Here is a 14,676-nt window from a genome sequence, read left to right as displayed (position 1 = left end):
TGAATTCATGCTGAATTCTGACTCCTGACTCCTGAATTTTTTATTGTTAAAACTCACTTTAAGGGGAACCACCGCCTGAACGACTACCACCACCGCCACCACCGCCACCACCGCCTGAACGACCACCGCCTGAACGACCACCGCCACCGCCACCGCCTCCTCCAAGACCAGGCAGAACTCCTCCTCGTGGTGTTGATTGCGGGCGCGATCCTGGTGGGAAACTGAGCAATACTCTCTCGTTTCCTGTCAATCCAGACTTAACTTCAGTAAAGTTATTCGCGGTAACGCCAGTCTCAATGCGAGTAAAGATAGGTTTGTTATCTGCTCCAGCCACATATACACCTGTGGCATTTTGTTGGCGCACCACTGAGGCTGTTGGCACTACTAGAACATTTTGAACTTGACCGACTTGAAAATCTACTTCTGCATTCATCCCAGACCGCAGTAGTCTTTGAGGATCTGAAAGTGATACTCTCACTTCAAAACTGGTGACGTTTTGCTCTACTATTGCTTGGGCAGCAATTTGGCTGACTTTACCTTCAAAGGTCTTTCCTGGGTAGGCATCTGCTTTAATCGAGACTTTTTGACCAAGGCTGATTTTGGAAATATTTGTTTCCGCTAAATTGGCAACGACTTCATTTGTGGAAGCTAAAGACAAGATTGAAGAAGAAGAAGAAGAAGCTACTTCACTACTAGCAGTTGTAGGTGTCACAAAAGCGCCGGGATCGGCAAATTTCTTTGTCACTACCCCATCAAAGGGTGCGCGAATGATCGTGTCATTGATTTCGGCTTGGATGTTTTGCAGCGAACCACGAGCCGATGTTACCTGGGCGCGGGCTGCATTAATATCTTCTTGGCGCGTTCCGGCTTTCAGAAGTGCCAAAGCTTGCTGTCTCTGCTTCACTACAGCTTGTGCTTGCTCGATGTCTTCTGGACGTGACCCAGCTTTTTGCAACCCCAGTGCTTGCTGTGCTTCATTTACGTTAGCTTGGGCGCTGTCACGATTAGAACGGTTTTGGTTAAGAGTCTGAAGGGAAATACCGCCTGCATTGTAAAGTTGCTGATTGCGAACAAAATCATCTTCTGCTTGGCGAAGGGCGGCTTGAGCGCTTTGCAAACGTGCCTGTGCTTGGGCAATATCTTGAGAGCGATTACCTGCTTGTACCTTTTGTAAATTCGCCTGGGCTTCGTCTAATACTCCTTGTGCTTGAGCAATATCTTGAGGACGATTGCCTGCGATCGCTTTTTGCAAATTCGCCTCGGCTTGTGCTAATTGTCCTTGAGCAGAGGTGAGTTGCCCCCGCAGGTTGGAATCATCCATGTAAGCGACAATCTGTCCTTGTTTGACGATATCTCCTTCTTTCGCCAGCAGGCTTTTCAAGATGCCGGAATTTTTCGGGCTGAGGTTAATTGACCGCTCAGGTTTTATCGTTCCGTTCGCTGAAACTGTGATTGTTAAACTCTGTCTTTCTACAGGCTTTGTCAGCACCCGACGGCTAGCTTGTTGACGGGAAACAACCGTTGCTTGGTAATAAACGGCATAGCCAATTCCACCCAAAAGGCAAAAAGCAATTAGCCAAGAGAGCCAATTACGTCTGCCCTTTTTTTTCTTTACCTCTGGAACTAAAACTGAGGAATCTACGGCATTTGGTGTATCAATTTTCATATCCATTTTATCTATAAGGAACGGCTACCGAGCTAGTTATTCACGGCTAATATAGCCTGGTAGCCTTATACCGACAATGATTTTGAGTTTTTAGTGTTTTAAAGGTTTATTTGCAGTACCAATCCACTAGGAAGTCTGAAGTAATCATCACGCACTCTAACTAATCTCCCAGCCGGAACAATTTCCTGATTAGGAAGAAGAATATCCCCGTTGGGAAGTCGGAAGTAACCTTGATTACGCAATCTGGCTATGGATCTAGCAGGAATAATTTGCCCATTGGGATATCTGATATCACCATTACCAAGTCTGACTACTCTGTTATAGGATTGGTTGTCACGGTTCCAATTATCCTGATCTCTAGGGTTTCTGATTTCTACAGTATTGTTGGATCTGCCATCGCGGTTCCAATTATCGCGATCTCTAGGGTTTCTGATTTCTACAGTATTGGTGGATCTGCCGTCGCGGTTCCAATTGCCCCTGTCTCTAGAATTTCTGATTTCTACAGTATTGTTGGATCTGCCATCGCGGTTCCAATTGCCCCTGTCTCCAGCGTTTCTGTCTTCTCTATAGTTGGATCTGCCGTCGCGATCCCGACCTTGATCGCTTTGAGCAACAACGTGGGCTTTCGTCTCAGCATTTGCAGGCGCAGTCAAGAGAGTGGGAACAACGAGCAGGGCAGCAGTAGCAGCTAAAACTATCGATAAACGATTTGATTTCAACATGGAATTGATTCCTTATTTAGATTAAAGTTCTATTATGATTAGGTTCAAATTCAGCAATTTAGACAGTTGCTTTTGTTTTGGCATCAAGATGTCTAATATTTACCTCGTCGTATAAATTCATACATTACAATTATTGCTCAAAATCTCTAAACCGATGTATGACCAAAGTCATTAGTAATTCCAGACTGATGTATGACCAAAGTCATAAGTTTTTTGAATAGGGAATGGGGCATTGGGCACTTGTACTGAGCGTACCCCTCCGGGGAAGCAAGCTACGCGTAGCATCTAGTAGAGAAGTATTGGGTATTGGGCATTGGGCATTGGGAATTAATCAATAATTCTGCTCCCCTGCTCCCTCATCCCCACTTAATCTTGGCTTGGTGCAATTCCTTGCCAAACAATATCCACAATATTCTGGACAAATGTTGATGCTTCTGTGGCACGATCGCCAGAAATTAATGGTAATTCGGTAGTTGCTATACTGACTTGAGACAATATCTGCTCTACAAAAACGTAGTTCATCAGCGATCCTAGTAAGATATGAGCCACTGTCTGGGGATCGCAAGGGCGAAGCCGATCTTGGTTGATCTCACGCTCTAGGAAAGCAGTCAGTGCTTTGACATCTTGCATGGGTCTTGGTTCTTTACCTCCAAATTCTGGGAGCGCATTCCCTCGCGATCGCAGCATTACAATCAGAGGCAACACCTCACGATGGAATTCCATAATCTGGAGACAAACCTTGATGAGGTTTTCTTTGAGATCGCCTTTACCACAAAGAGATTCCAACTCGCTCACCCAGAGGGGTTTTTCTGGAATTCCCATCGCTGCAAAAAATAATTCTTCTTTCGTTGAGAATCGCTTGAAAATTGAAGCTTCAGAAATGCCAGCCTGGTGAGCAATTTCTAATGTTGAAGCACCAAATCCTTGTTGTAGGAAAACTTGTCTAGCGGCTTCTAAGATTTGCTGATTGGTGATTCTGGGTATCCGAGCCATAAATAAGTGAGTGATTACTTATTAATGTATTGGTTTGATTATGGGTATGTCAAGAACTAATGACGTAAGATTTTGCTACCGTCAAGAGCGCAGATCGTTTAAGCTAGCTGAAAGATTCTTTGATTAGTGGCTTAAAGGCGGTAATGTGCCTAAACATGTTCGTTTGATTTCTCTTTTAATGGTCTGTAGTTTGTGGAGTATGCCAAAAGCCGCTAACGCGCAGGCATTAATACCCCATACACTGCAACTAGATGCGACAAAGTTAGAGAAGCAGGGGTTGAGCTTGGCACAAGAGGCGGCTCAACTAGCTCAGTTTCAACAGGTTGAATTAGCTTTGCCACGAGCGCGGCTGGCTAGTCAACTGGCTCCTGGGAATGATAAAGTGTGGTTGCTCTTAGGTGGATTGCAACTGCAAACGAAAGAGTTTGACGGAGCGATCGCTAGTCTGAAAAAAGCACAATCTATCAACCCTAAAAATGGTGATATTCTGTTTGCTTTGGGTTCAGCTAATTTTCAGCAGAAAAATTACCAGGCTGCTGTTGTCAATTATCAAGATGGTTTGAAATTAAAACCCAACGATCCAGAGGGTTTATTTGATTTGGGTAATGCTTACTTTTTACTGGGTAAATTGCCAGATGCGATCGCACAGTACGATAAAGCTGTCTCCCAAGATAAAAAATTCTGGCCCGCACTCAACAATATTGGCTTAATCAATTACGAACAGGGTAATATCCCCGAAGCGATTAAGCGATGGCAATCTGCTGTAACCCTTGATAAACAAGCCGCAGAACCTTTATTGGCCTTAGCCGTGGCACTGTATACTAAAGGCGATCGCCAACAAGGATTAACCTTGGGAGAAACTGCACTCCGTATCGATTCGCGCTATGCTAATTTAAATTTCCTCAAAGAAAATCTCTGGGGCGATCGTCTACTGTCTGATACGAAAAAATTCCTAGAATTACCACGTATTCAAGCAGCCATACAGCAACGAGAAAACTCATCATCAGCGCCTACGCCTAGAAAACAGCCTACTCAATAGGAGTGGGGAGTTAGGAGTTAAAAGTTAGGAGTTGGGAGTTAAATATTTCAACTCATAACTCCTAACTCCTAACTCTCTTATTGCCACTTGCCTAATAGTATCTTTTTGTAGTACATCTATACTAGATAAATGCAGGAACTAGTCGCCCAAAAACATTGGCGGGCGAGTATTCCTGAAATAGTCGTTAATTTTTAGTTCTCGTCTGTGGGTAGAAGTGCGATGATTTGGTCAACGAACTGTTGATGGTCAACAACTGGCTTAGAAATGTAGCCATCAGCACCGCTTTGCTTGAGAAAATTCTCGCGATCGCCTTCCATAGCATGTGCCGTCACCAGAATCACAGGTAAGTTTGCTGTTTTTGGATCGGATTTTAACATTTGTGTAATCTTGATTCCATCAACGGACTTGCCTTGGTAAACACTTCTGGAAAGAGAAACATCCATCAAAATCAGGTCGGCTTCTCCTGATTGGGCAATTTTGATGACTTCTTCGACATTTTCAGTGTGTTTTACACCCAAGCCACCACGCTTGGACAAAATTTTGGAAAAAACACGAGCATTAATTAGATCGTCTTCGACAATTAAAACAGTTTTCATGAGAATTTTAGTTATAGAGGTGAGGAGATTCAAGAATTCCAGAATACAAAATTAAAGATTTGCAATCATGGTAAGTATCATGGCTACTAAGTTTATGTAGATTATACTCGTGTGCATCCTTTTTAATAGTCAATGTGCATTTTCGTCATCAAGGATGATACTACTGCTTTTTCTTCTGTGACTATCAAAATTTTGTTATGAATATCATTTAATCCGTTATGCTGTGGTTGCCGCAGTGTTGAGTTCCATCGGCTTTTGTGTAGTTAAATTTCAGGGAAAAAACTCATGGCAAAACAGTTAAACCTTCTCTCAACGGGACAGGTAATTCCAACAGCCCTGCACACCGAGATGCAACGGTCTTATCTAGAATATGCCATGAGCGTGATTGTCGGGCGAGCGCTACCAGACGTGCGTGATGGCTTAAAACCAGTGCATCGGCGCATTTTGTATGCAATGCACGAACTCGGTTTAGTACCAGATAGACCCTATCGAAAATGTGCCCGTGTAGTGGGTGATGTGTTGGGTAAATACCATCCCCACGGCGACCAATCAGTTTACGATGCTTTAGTCAGGCTGGTGCAGGATTTTTCTAGCCGCTATCCCTTGCTAGCAGGACATGGTAACTTTGGCAGTGTCGATAATGACCCGCCAGCGGCGATGCGCTACACAGAAACGCGCCTTGCACCCATCAGCCATGAGGGAATGCTGACAGAAATTGGTGAAGAAACTGTGGAATTTGTCGGGAACTTCGATAATTCCCAGCAAGAACCAACGGTTTTACCTGCTCAGTTGCCGTTTCTGTTACTCAATGGCTGTTCTGGGATTGCCGTGGGAATGGCGACGAATGTTCCACCCCACAACTTGGGGGAAGTTGTCGATGGGTTAATTGCCCTAATCGACAACCCAGATTTGCCAGATGAAAAATTATTTGAGCTAATTCCAGGGCCAGATTTTCCCACTGGTGGGGAAATAGTTGGTGAAGCGGGAATTCGGGAAGCATACACCACAGGTAAAGGTGGAATTCTGTTGCGGGGAGTCGCAACTCTGGAAGAAATTCCAGCCGCTAGGGGAAGCAAGCGCCGGACGGCAATTATCATTACAGAATTGCCTTATCAAGTGAATAAGGCTGCCTGGATTGAGAAGGTCGCGGACTTAGTAAATCAAGGACGCTTGCAAGGAATTTCCGATCTTCGGGATGAGAGCGATCGCGAAGGGATGCGGGTGGTAATTGAACTCAAACGCGATACCAATCCCCAAGAAGTTCTCCAGCATTTATATCACCAAACTGCTTTACAAATGACTTTTGGGGCAATTCTCCTCGCAATCGTGGATGGACAACCCCGCCAGTTAAGTTTGCGCCAACTGTTGCAGGAATTTTTGAAATTCCGAGAAGAGACGCTGAACCGTCGCTACAATTACGAGTTGGCTAAGGCCCAAAGTCGTGTGCATTTGGTAGAAGGTTTGCTGAAAGCGCTGTCTAATTTGGATGAGGTAATTCAAATTTTGCGGCAAGCTCCCGATGGCAGTACAGCAAAAATTAACCTTTGTAGCCAACTAGATTTGACTGAGGTACAAGGAGATGCAATTCTAGCTATGCCGTTGCGCCGCCTCACTAGTTTAGAACAGCAAAATTTGCAGCAAGAATTTGAGCAGATCAGTGGACAAATTAGCTTATTGGAGCAATTACTCAACGATCGCCGCGAATTACTCAAGGCGCTGAAAAAAGATTTGCGATCGCTCAAGCGCAAGTACAACGATCCCCGGCGGACGAAAATTGGAGAGGAGCAGAAGTCTAAGGGAGAGGAGCAGAGGGGCAGAGGGGCAGAGGGGCAGAGGGGCAGAGGGGCAGAGGAGGAGGAATTTAAATCTTCGGAACCAGTAGAAGAAGCAATTTTAGAATTTACCCAACGGGGTTATGTCCGCCGCACTCAGCCATCTGGGAGAAAGTCAAAAGCTGAAAATGGTCTACACGATAATGACTTTATTATCCAAACTGTTTTAACTGACACAGGGAAAGACTTGCTAATACTAACTGGTGGCGGCAAAGTGTATCCGGTGAATGTGGGAGAAATTCCCCCAACTACTGGGCGTTCTCCACGGGGAAAACCTTTGATTACCATGCTCAGTAATACTGCTCAAGGCGCTCAAGAAGCTGTGGTCAGCCGCTTTTTGCTACCGGAAAATCTCGAAACTAGACAGATGATTCTCTTAACAAAACAAGGACGAATCAAGCGTCTGTCTTTGGGAGAATTCACTAACCTGACTCGGCGCGGCATCACGATTTTGAAGCTTAAAGACGATGATGAATTGTCATTTACCCAGTTCACCGCTCCAGGAGCGCATCTGATTTTAGCTAGTTCTGGTGGGCGAATGTTGCGCTTTGCAGTCAATGATGAACAATTGCCGGTCATGGGTCGCACAGCGATGGGTTTACAAGCATTTCGCTTATTGAAAAATCAGCAAATGGTTGGCTGTGTCACTGTCGGTAAAGATGACCAACTGCTGCTAGTTACTCAAGAAGGATATGCCAAGCGGATGGCTGCGAGTCAGTTGAGAGCGGCTAATCGCGGTGATTTGGGGACGCAAACGCTGAAGTTTGCCAGCAAAACTGACAACTTAGCTGGTATGGTTATGGCGATCGCATCTGGCGAAGTAGCTTTAGTGACGAATAAAGAGCGGGTAGTGCGAATACCTGTGGAAACAGTGCCGCTCTTAGGTAGAGATGTTAAAGGTGAAAGCATCCTCCAACTCAACCGCGATGAAAAAATCATTACGGTTGCTGAAGTGCGATCGTAAATTAGGGTGATGTTTAACTTGCGACAAGCCAACTTGCAGGACTTAGAGGCGCTAATCGAGCTGCGTCTCGAACTCTTGCGGGAGGCTGGCGAGATTAAAGGAGACTCTGACACCACAAACCTAGTAGAAGCAACTCGAAAATATCTTGGCGAAAAAATGCCGTCGGGTGAGTTTTTAGCTTGGGTAGCTGAAGTGGATAGTCAAATTGTTGGCACTACCGGCTTGGTATTTTTTCAACGACCCCCTTACAATGGCAATCTCTCAGGCTTAGAAGCCTACTTTATGAACGTTTATACAATTCCGATGTGGCGAGGACAGGGAATTGCTACAGCATTATTAAAGGAAATTATCAGCTTTGTGAGAGCAACTGAGGCAAAACGCCTCTGGCTTCACGCTACTGAGGATGGTAAACGCGTCTACGAGAAGCTTAGTTTTGTCTCGACTGCAAAAGAAATGGAAATTGTTTGGTATTGACTTTAATTATCAGTAGTTTTTTATTTTTAAATGCAAAATATATTTAGAATCAAGCAGTTTAGCTAAAATAGTTGATAATTAATTTCAACAGTATGAGATGATTATAAAGCTAAAAGTTTAAATAACATTTCTTTTACGTCAGTAAATCTCACTGAAGGCTGATGTTTTAATCTGTATAAATAGTTATTTTTATTCATGTCAAGGTATGGAAACAAAAGTATAAAAAATGTTTCCTTTCTCAAAATATTTGTTATATTAGTTTACATAAGGCAATAAACCTTAAGAATTAAGTTTGGAGTTCTAACCATGACAAATGCAAGCACAACAAAAGTCACTACTCCTGTAATTGAAGATCGCAACGCTTGGCGTTGGGGCTTTACCCCACAAGCAGAAATTTGGAACGGTCGGTTGGCAATGATTGGCTTTTCAGCTGCCGTTTTGGTTGAAGTTTTTTCTGGTCAAGGCTTCCTACATTTTTGGGGCATCCTGTAAGTTTTAATATTCAAGATGACCTATAAATAAAAAAACCTGGAGTGCTAATTCACTACCAGGTTTTATTTTTTTGTCATTTGTCAGTTGTCATTTGTAAGTTGTTTATTCACTAATGACTATTGACTAATTGACTAATTGACTACCGAATATATTCCTTGAGAACGCTGTTACGATTTGGGTGACGTAACTTGCGAAGTGCTTTCGCCTCAATTTGACGAATCCGTTCGCGGGTGACGTTGAAAATCTGGCCGATTTCCTCAAGGGTTTTCATCCGACCATCATCCAAGCCGTAACGTAGTCTGAGAACATCGCGTTCGCGCGGGCTGAGACTGTCGAGGACTTTTTCAAGGTCTTCGCGCAGAAGATTTTTGGAAACTTGGTCTTCTGGTGTCTCACCATCGGATTCAATAAAATCGCCCAATCGAGAATCTTCTTCTTTACCAATAGGCGTTTCTAATGAGATAGGTAACTGGGCAGATTTAGCAATGAACCGCAACTTCTCAATGGTCATTTCCATCCGAGTGGCGATTTCTTCTTCAGTGGGTTTGCGACCCATTTCTTGAGATAGCAACTTGGTAGTTTTCTTAATCCGAGAAATGGTTTCGTAAAGGTGAACTGGAAGACGAATTGTGCGGGATTGATCTGCGATCGCGCGGGTAATTGCTTGACGAATCCACCATGTAGCGTATGTAGAAAACTTATAACCTTTTTCGTGGTCAAACTTTTCAGCGGCACGAATCAAACCGAGACTGCCTTCCTGAATTAAGTCCTGGAACGACAAACCACGATTCATGTACTTCTTAGCAATTGAAACTACAAGACGGAGGTTAGATTGCACCATCTTGTCTTTCGCCCGACGACCAACATGGAGGCGATAACGAAAGGCTGGTAGTGGCAGTTGTACTGCTTCTGCCCATTCACTATCTCGAGGATCGCGATCTAATTGCTCACAAAGTCTTTCGCGGACTCTCTCTAATTCCAGCAAATCGGCTATTTTACGAGCCAATTCAATTTCTTCGTCTGCCCGCAACAGACGAATTCTACCAATTTCTTGCAAGTAAAGCCGAATTGAATCTTCGGTATAGTGCTTTTTCTTGCTTTGTGTCCGACGACGCGATTTAGCGGCTTTTCCAGACTTTGCGTCGTCCTCATCAGACTGAGGCTCTAAAAATTCCTCGTCACCTTCATCGATGATCAGCAAGTCCTCTTCGTCGTCTATTAAGAGTTCTTCTAACTCGAGCTCAGGCTGATTCATTATTTCTAGGTCAGGCTGATATATGCTTTCGAGTACGTTGTTAGCCTGGTTCATGCCGCGTTCCTCATGCTCCTTGCAGAATCAATTACTCAAGATGTGTTTACTGCTCTTTTAAACGAGCCAATTGCCAACCGAAAATAAGTTTTTTGGCAGATTTGCCAGAGATATTTTCGGACGTTTTACACCTCCGTAGGAGGGTTTTTACTTTAGTTTAAGCAAATACTAAAGGTGACTTGCTCACTTTAGTAAATGTTATATGTGTTGCTATCACATATTGCTTTCAACTAACTAGGTCAAAAAAAATACTTGCCTTTATCAAAAAAATTGCCACTCTATACAAATGAGTTCAGACTATTGGCAGATTTTCGTATAAAGACTCTTCCGATTGTAGCCTGTTTCACAGAAATTGCACTCTTTTTGTGTATTAATCATGAATTCATTAAGTAACTTTTAGCTACTTTCACCAAAAAGACATTGAAAACGGGATTTATACCCTGAAATTTTTTCTCCACTTTTCGGAATCGCAGTGACGCTCTTATTACATTAGGAAGTAAGTACGCTTGCTCCTGCGGAATCTCATGTATGTTACACAACATTAATTACTGAGAAAGAGTGCATTTTATGTTAACTCAGACTATTAGTCTTAACCTACCCATTTTTACATTTCCTTCATAAATTAAGCATCCCTTAGACTAAAACGGGTCTTGTCCTTGGGTAAATACAACAACGGTGGTGGTGCTTGCCTAAAAGCAGTTAACCTTCTGCGTACTAACTACCTTAACTGAGGAGTCGAGGCGGTGGCAGAATCGACCTGATCGGAGATCAATTTAGGTTTACTAATTCGGTCTTATTCACACGTTAGCGCACTGTGGCGATTTCAGCCCTATGAAACTTGACAAACTTTTCTTATTGTATACAAGGATATTTTAATCAATTCAAAAACAATTTGTCCTGTGAACTTGCCAATCTCATCTTATCTTAGGCAAAAGTACATTAGATACATACGATACGATCGCAATCGCCACGGCACTACATGAAGATATTAACAAGTTTTCAGGCTTATGGTGTGTATTTCCAACAGCTATTACCTCGAACACAGAGAACCCAGCAAATTACCTGATGATTTAGCTACAAAGCTTTTTTGCGTAAATCAATTGTAATTTTCAATACTTTTATTTCGGTAAGTTTCTGTCATCTTATGATGATAAATCCTCAAAGTACTTATTAATTGCTGTTAGATAGATGATATTCAGTTATTTTCTTAAAGCATAACAAATGTGTTTCTAGCTGGTGGTTCAAATTAATCAGCGAGTCAGAGCAAAGAGTATTATCTGAACTAACTTTCCAATAAAGTTGGTAGTTTTGCTAACAATCAATGCTCGATTGTTTCGACAATCTTGACAATCAGCAAATTATATGGTTTATCAAGCGATAAACTTGGAATATTTGTATTTTTTGTAGTGTTGACTTGTCACACAAGTGATAAGTCAACTTAAATTTTTAATTGATTGTTAGCAACTAGTTCAAAATCACGGTGGCTTTCAAAGTTGAAAACTGGAGACTATGAACTTTGCTGAACTACCGTGGTGTTGGGGTGGTGTTTAGACTTGCAGAGAAATTAGGTGGCAGAAGTACCTGGTCAACTACATGCACAATGCCGTTGCTAGCTGGGATATCTGGCTGACTCACTTTAGCGTTGTTGACTGTGATTGAGTTGCTGGCACGATCGACTGTGATTTTAACGGGACTACCCTCAACTGTTTTAACTTCTCCAGATGGCAATTGCTGGGAGGTAATTCCCCCAGGTATGACGTGGTAGGACAGAAGCTTGACTAATTGTTTTTTGTTTGCTGGTTGTAAGAGTTGGTCTAGAGTAGCTTTTGGTAAAGCAGAGAACGCAGCGTCAGTAGGTGCAAATACTGTATAAGGGCCTGGTGCAGCCAATTGTTCAGTTAATCCGGCAGCTTGCACTGCTTGGATGAGAGTTTTGAACTGTCCTTGACTAGCTGCTGACTTTGCCAATTCTGCTAAATTTTGGGTGGCAATAGTGGCAGTAGGAGTTGGCGTGACCGGCGGGACAGTTGTTGAAGGGACAGTTGCTGTAGGAGTTTCTGCAACAGGTTGAGCGCAGGCAGACAGAGCAACTAAGCTACCGATGCCAATAATATTGAACAATGCTTTTCCTACTATGCCTTTGCTCGCTTTCATAGCTTTGTGTAGAATCCAGTTAAATAAGGAATTATTAATAATAGTTAATGAATTTGTAGATATAGTCACTTACTCTAACGACATAATTTGTAGCATCAAAAATATTAATACAATAAATTTATAAATTACATAGCTTGTCATCATCCAAAAGAGGTAGTTTTTACAGAAATTTTGGATATAAATTCTTTAGCAAAATCTTTTGCAGGAATGTCAAGTAATATTTCAAAGTTAAAGATCCCCAACTTCTTTGAAAAATCGGGGATCTTGTTTTTTAGGAATGATTTAGGACTGCTGATATTAGATATCTAGATCGGTGAAGTTGAGTTTAGAGCCATAGGTTTCGATGAATTCTCGTCTGGGTGCAACCCGATCGCCCATTAAAATTGTAAAGATGCGATCGGCTTCGGCGGCATCCTCAATTTCGACTTGCTTCATTTTGCGGGTTTCTGGGTTCATTGTGGTGTCCCAGAGTTGTTGTGGCATCATTTCACCCAAACCTTTGAAGCGTTGGATGGTGTAGTTGGCGTTAGCAGGGAATTTGGCGATCGCTTGATTTTTTTCGCGATCGCTATAGCAATACTCATGATTACGTCCCCGTTCTACTTTAAACAGCGGCGGACAAGCAATATAAATAAAGCCTTGTTCGATGAGCGCTCGTTGATATCGATAGAAGAATGTTAACAATAAAGTCCGGATGTGCGCTCCATCTACGTCAGCATCCGTCATGATGACTATGCGGTGATAACGCAGTTGGGTGGAATCGAATTCATCACCTTTAACACCTAAACCAAGTGCTGTAATTAACGATTGAACTTCGTTATTTTTATAGATTTTAGCGTCGTCGGTTTTTTCAATGTTAAGAATTTTACCGCGTAGAGGCAAGATAGCTTGAGTACGGCGATCGCGTCCTTGTTTTGCACTCCCACCTGCTGAGTCCCCTTCCACGATGAATATCTCAGATTCGCTAGGGTCACGAGAACTGCAATCTGCCAACTTACCAGGTAATGGCGAAGATTCTAGTACGGATTTGCGTCGAACTAATTCCCGTGCATGACGCGCTGCTTCTGCGGCTTTGAAAGCTTGGATCGCTTTATCTAAAATTGAATCTGCGATCGCAGGATGAAATTCTAGATACTCAGTGAGGACTTCTCCCACTAAAGAATCCACAATTCCCCGTACTTCGGTGTTACCGAGTTTAGTCTTGGTTTGTCCTTCAAATTCTGGGTCGGGGACTTTAACGGAAATTACGGCTGTCAAACCTTCACGGACGTGTTCGCCACTGAGGTTAGGTTCATTCTCCTTAATTTTATTGCGCTTGCGGGCGATCGCATTTAAAGTCCGCGTCAGAACTGCTTTCAACCCTTCTAAGTGCGTACCACCATCTACCGTGCGAATATTGTTAGCAAAACCTAGTACATTATCCGTGTAAGCATCAGTACACCATTGCAAGGAAACTTCCACTTGTACATTGTTGCGTTCTCCCTGCACATAGATAATTTCTTCATGCAGCGGCTGCTTTTCACGGTTCATGTAAGCGATGTATTCTTTAATACCACCCTTGTAATTGTAGGATTCTACTTTCGGTGTATCGCTTTTTAGTAGTTCTAGACGGTGGTCAGTAAAGGTAATTTTGACACCTGCATTCAGATACGCCAATTCCCGTAGGCGACCTGATAAAGTAATGTAATCAAACTCAATGCTAGTTGTAAAGATTTGGGTATCTGGCTTAAAGGTGACAGAAGTTCCAGTTCTAGCTTCTTTGTATGGCTTTACTTGCAGTTCACTAACTGGGATACCCCGTTCATAGCGTTGGAGATGAACCTTTTTATCTCGCCAAACTGTAACTTCTACAACCTCAGAGAGGGCATTAACAACAGAAATACCAACCCCGTGCAATCCTCCAGAAACTTTGTAACCACCGCCGCCAAACTTACCACCGGCGTGCAGTACTGTCATTACGGTTTCCAAAGCCGATTTTCCGGTGCGCGAGTGAGTATCGACGGGAATACCGCGACCATCATCTGTTACAGTCACCGAACCATCAGCGTTGATATCCACTTCTATATGAGTGCAATAACCCGCCAAAGCCTCATCGATTGAATTGTCCACCACCTCGTAAACTAAATGGTGGAGTCCTCGCGGCCCAGTGGTACCGATGTACATTCCTGGTCTTTTGCGGACGGCTTCCAGACCTTCCAGAACTTGAATCTGATCGGCACTGTAACTGCTCGTCATGTAAACTCTCCTGATGCGTGGGGTTAAAATCGCCTAAAGGCAAATAAAAGTAAAAACACTCCAAAATTGTAACACAAAAGCCTTGCTGGCGTCTGTAGGGCATTTTCTAGAGAAGTTTATACTGGGGTTGCACTACCGTGCAAGAGGGGGCAGAGGAGCAGAGGGGCGGGGGAGCAGGGGAAGCAGGGGGAGAAATCAAT

General features: G+C 43.2%; 11 protein-coding genes. 4 read left to right on the top strand and 7 right to left on the bottom strand.

Going from position 1 to position 14,676, the window contains the following annotated elements:
• Positions 1-58: 58 nt before the first annotated feature.
• The 3 genes from HWQ43_RS15040 to HWQ43_RS15030 form a co-directional block, all read right to left on the bottom strand.
• Positions 59-1,666, bottom strand: a complete 1,608-nt coding sequence (locus tag HWQ43_RS15040) for an efflux RND transporter periplasmic adaptor subunit (RefSeq protein WP_292735007.1) — start codon at positions 1,664-1,666, stop codon at positions 59-61.
• Positions 1,667-1,764: 98 nt separating this feature from the next.
• Complete coding sequence (locus HWQ43_RS15035) at positions 1,765-2,388, bottom strand: hypothetical protein (protein WP_292735004.1); 624 nt, start codon at positions 2,386-2,388, stop codon at positions 1,765-1,767.
• Positions 2,389-2,754: 366 nt separating this feature from the next.
• Positions 2,755-3,381 carry a TetR/AcrR family transcriptional regulator gene (locus HWQ43_RS15030; protein ID WP_292735001.1) on the bottom strand — a complete coding sequence of 209 codons (627 nt, stop codon included), beginning with the start codon at positions 3,379-3,381 and terminating at the stop codon, positions 2,755-2,757.
• A gap of 145 nt (positions 3,382-3,526) precedes the next feature.
• Between HWQ43_RS15030 and HWQ43_RS15025 the strand changes: the two genes are divergently transcribed.
• Positions 3,527-4,420: a tetratricopeptide repeat protein gene (locus tag HWQ43_RS15025; RefSeq protein WP_292734998.1), complete on the top strand. Its 894-nt coding sequence runs from the start codon at positions 3,527-3,529 to the stop codon at positions 4,418-4,420.
• A gap of 191 nt (positions 4,421-4,611) precedes the next feature.
• Here HWQ43_RS15025 and HWQ43_RS15020 read toward each other — a convergent pair whose 3' ends face one another.
• Positions 4,612-5,016 carry a response regulator gene (locus HWQ43_RS15020; protein ID WP_289796406.1) on the bottom strand — a complete coding sequence of 135 codons (405 nt, stop codon included), beginning with the start codon at positions 5,014-5,016 and terminating at the stop codon, positions 4,612-4,614.
• 285 nt (positions 5,017-5,301) lie between these two features.
• On the opposite strand from HWQ43_RS15020, the gene gyrA reads away from it, so the two are divergent.
• From gyrA to HWQ43_RS15005, 3 genes are all read left to right on the top strand, one after another.
• Positions 5,302-7,812 carry a DNA gyrase subunit A gene (gene gyrA / locus HWQ43_RS15015; protein WP_292734993.1) on the top strand — a complete coding sequence of 837 codons (2,511 nt, stop codon included), beginning with the start codon at positions 5,302-5,304 and terminating at the stop codon, positions 7,810-7,812.
• Positions 7,813-7,821: 9 nt separating this feature from the next.
• Complete coding sequence (locus tag HWQ43_RS15010; RefSeq protein WP_292734989.1) at positions 7,822-8,286, top strand: GNAT family N-acetyltransferase; 465 nt, start codon at positions 7,822-7,824, stop codon at positions 8,284-8,286.
• Between the two features lie 306 nt (positions 8,287-8,592).
• The gene (locus HWQ43_RS15005; RefSeq protein WP_292734986.1) at positions 8,593-8,778 is read left to right on the top strand and encodes a chlorophyll a/b-binding protein; all 186 of its coding nucleotides are present in this window, start codon (positions 8,593-8,595) and stop codon (positions 8,776-8,778) included.
• Positions 8,779-8,917: 139 nt separating this feature from the next.
• Here the strand turns inward: HWQ43_RS15005 and rpoD are convergent, their stop codons facing one another.
• The 3 genes from rpoD to gyrB all read right to left on the bottom strand — a co-directional run bounded on the left by rpoD (position 8,918) and on the right by gyrB (position 14,476).
• Positions 8,918-10,087: an RNA polymerase sigma factor RpoD gene (gene rpoD / locus HWQ43_RS15000; protein ID WP_094353188.1), complete on the bottom strand. Its 1,170-nt coding sequence runs from the start codon at positions 10,085-10,087 to the stop codon at positions 8,918-8,920.
• Positions 10,088-11,611: 1,524 nt separating this feature from the next.
• A complete protein-coding gene (locus HWQ43_RS14995) occupies positions 11,612-12,241 on the bottom strand; it encodes a fasciclin domain-containing protein (protein ID WP_292734983.1) in 630 nt (209 codons plus the stop codon).
• 297 nt (positions 12,242-12,538) lie between these two features.
• On the bottom strand, positions 12,539-14,476 hold the full coding sequence (gene gyrB, locus HWQ43_RS14990) for a DNA topoisomerase (ATP-hydrolyzing) subunit B (protein ID WP_292734980.1): 1,938 nt from the start codon (positions 14,474-14,476) through the stop codon (positions 12,539-12,541).
• Positions 14,477-14,676 lie beyond the last annotated feature (200 nt).

The organism is Nostoc sp. JL31 (assembly GCF_017114965.1).
In the GTDB taxonomy this organism is placed as follows: Bacteria; Cyanobacteriota; Cyanobacteriia; order Cyanobacteriales; family Nostocaceae; genus Nostoc; species Nostoc punctiforme_A.
The sequence above is the reverse complement of the archived record's forward strand: the minus strand, read 5'-3'. Positions and strand labels throughout refer to the sequence as shown.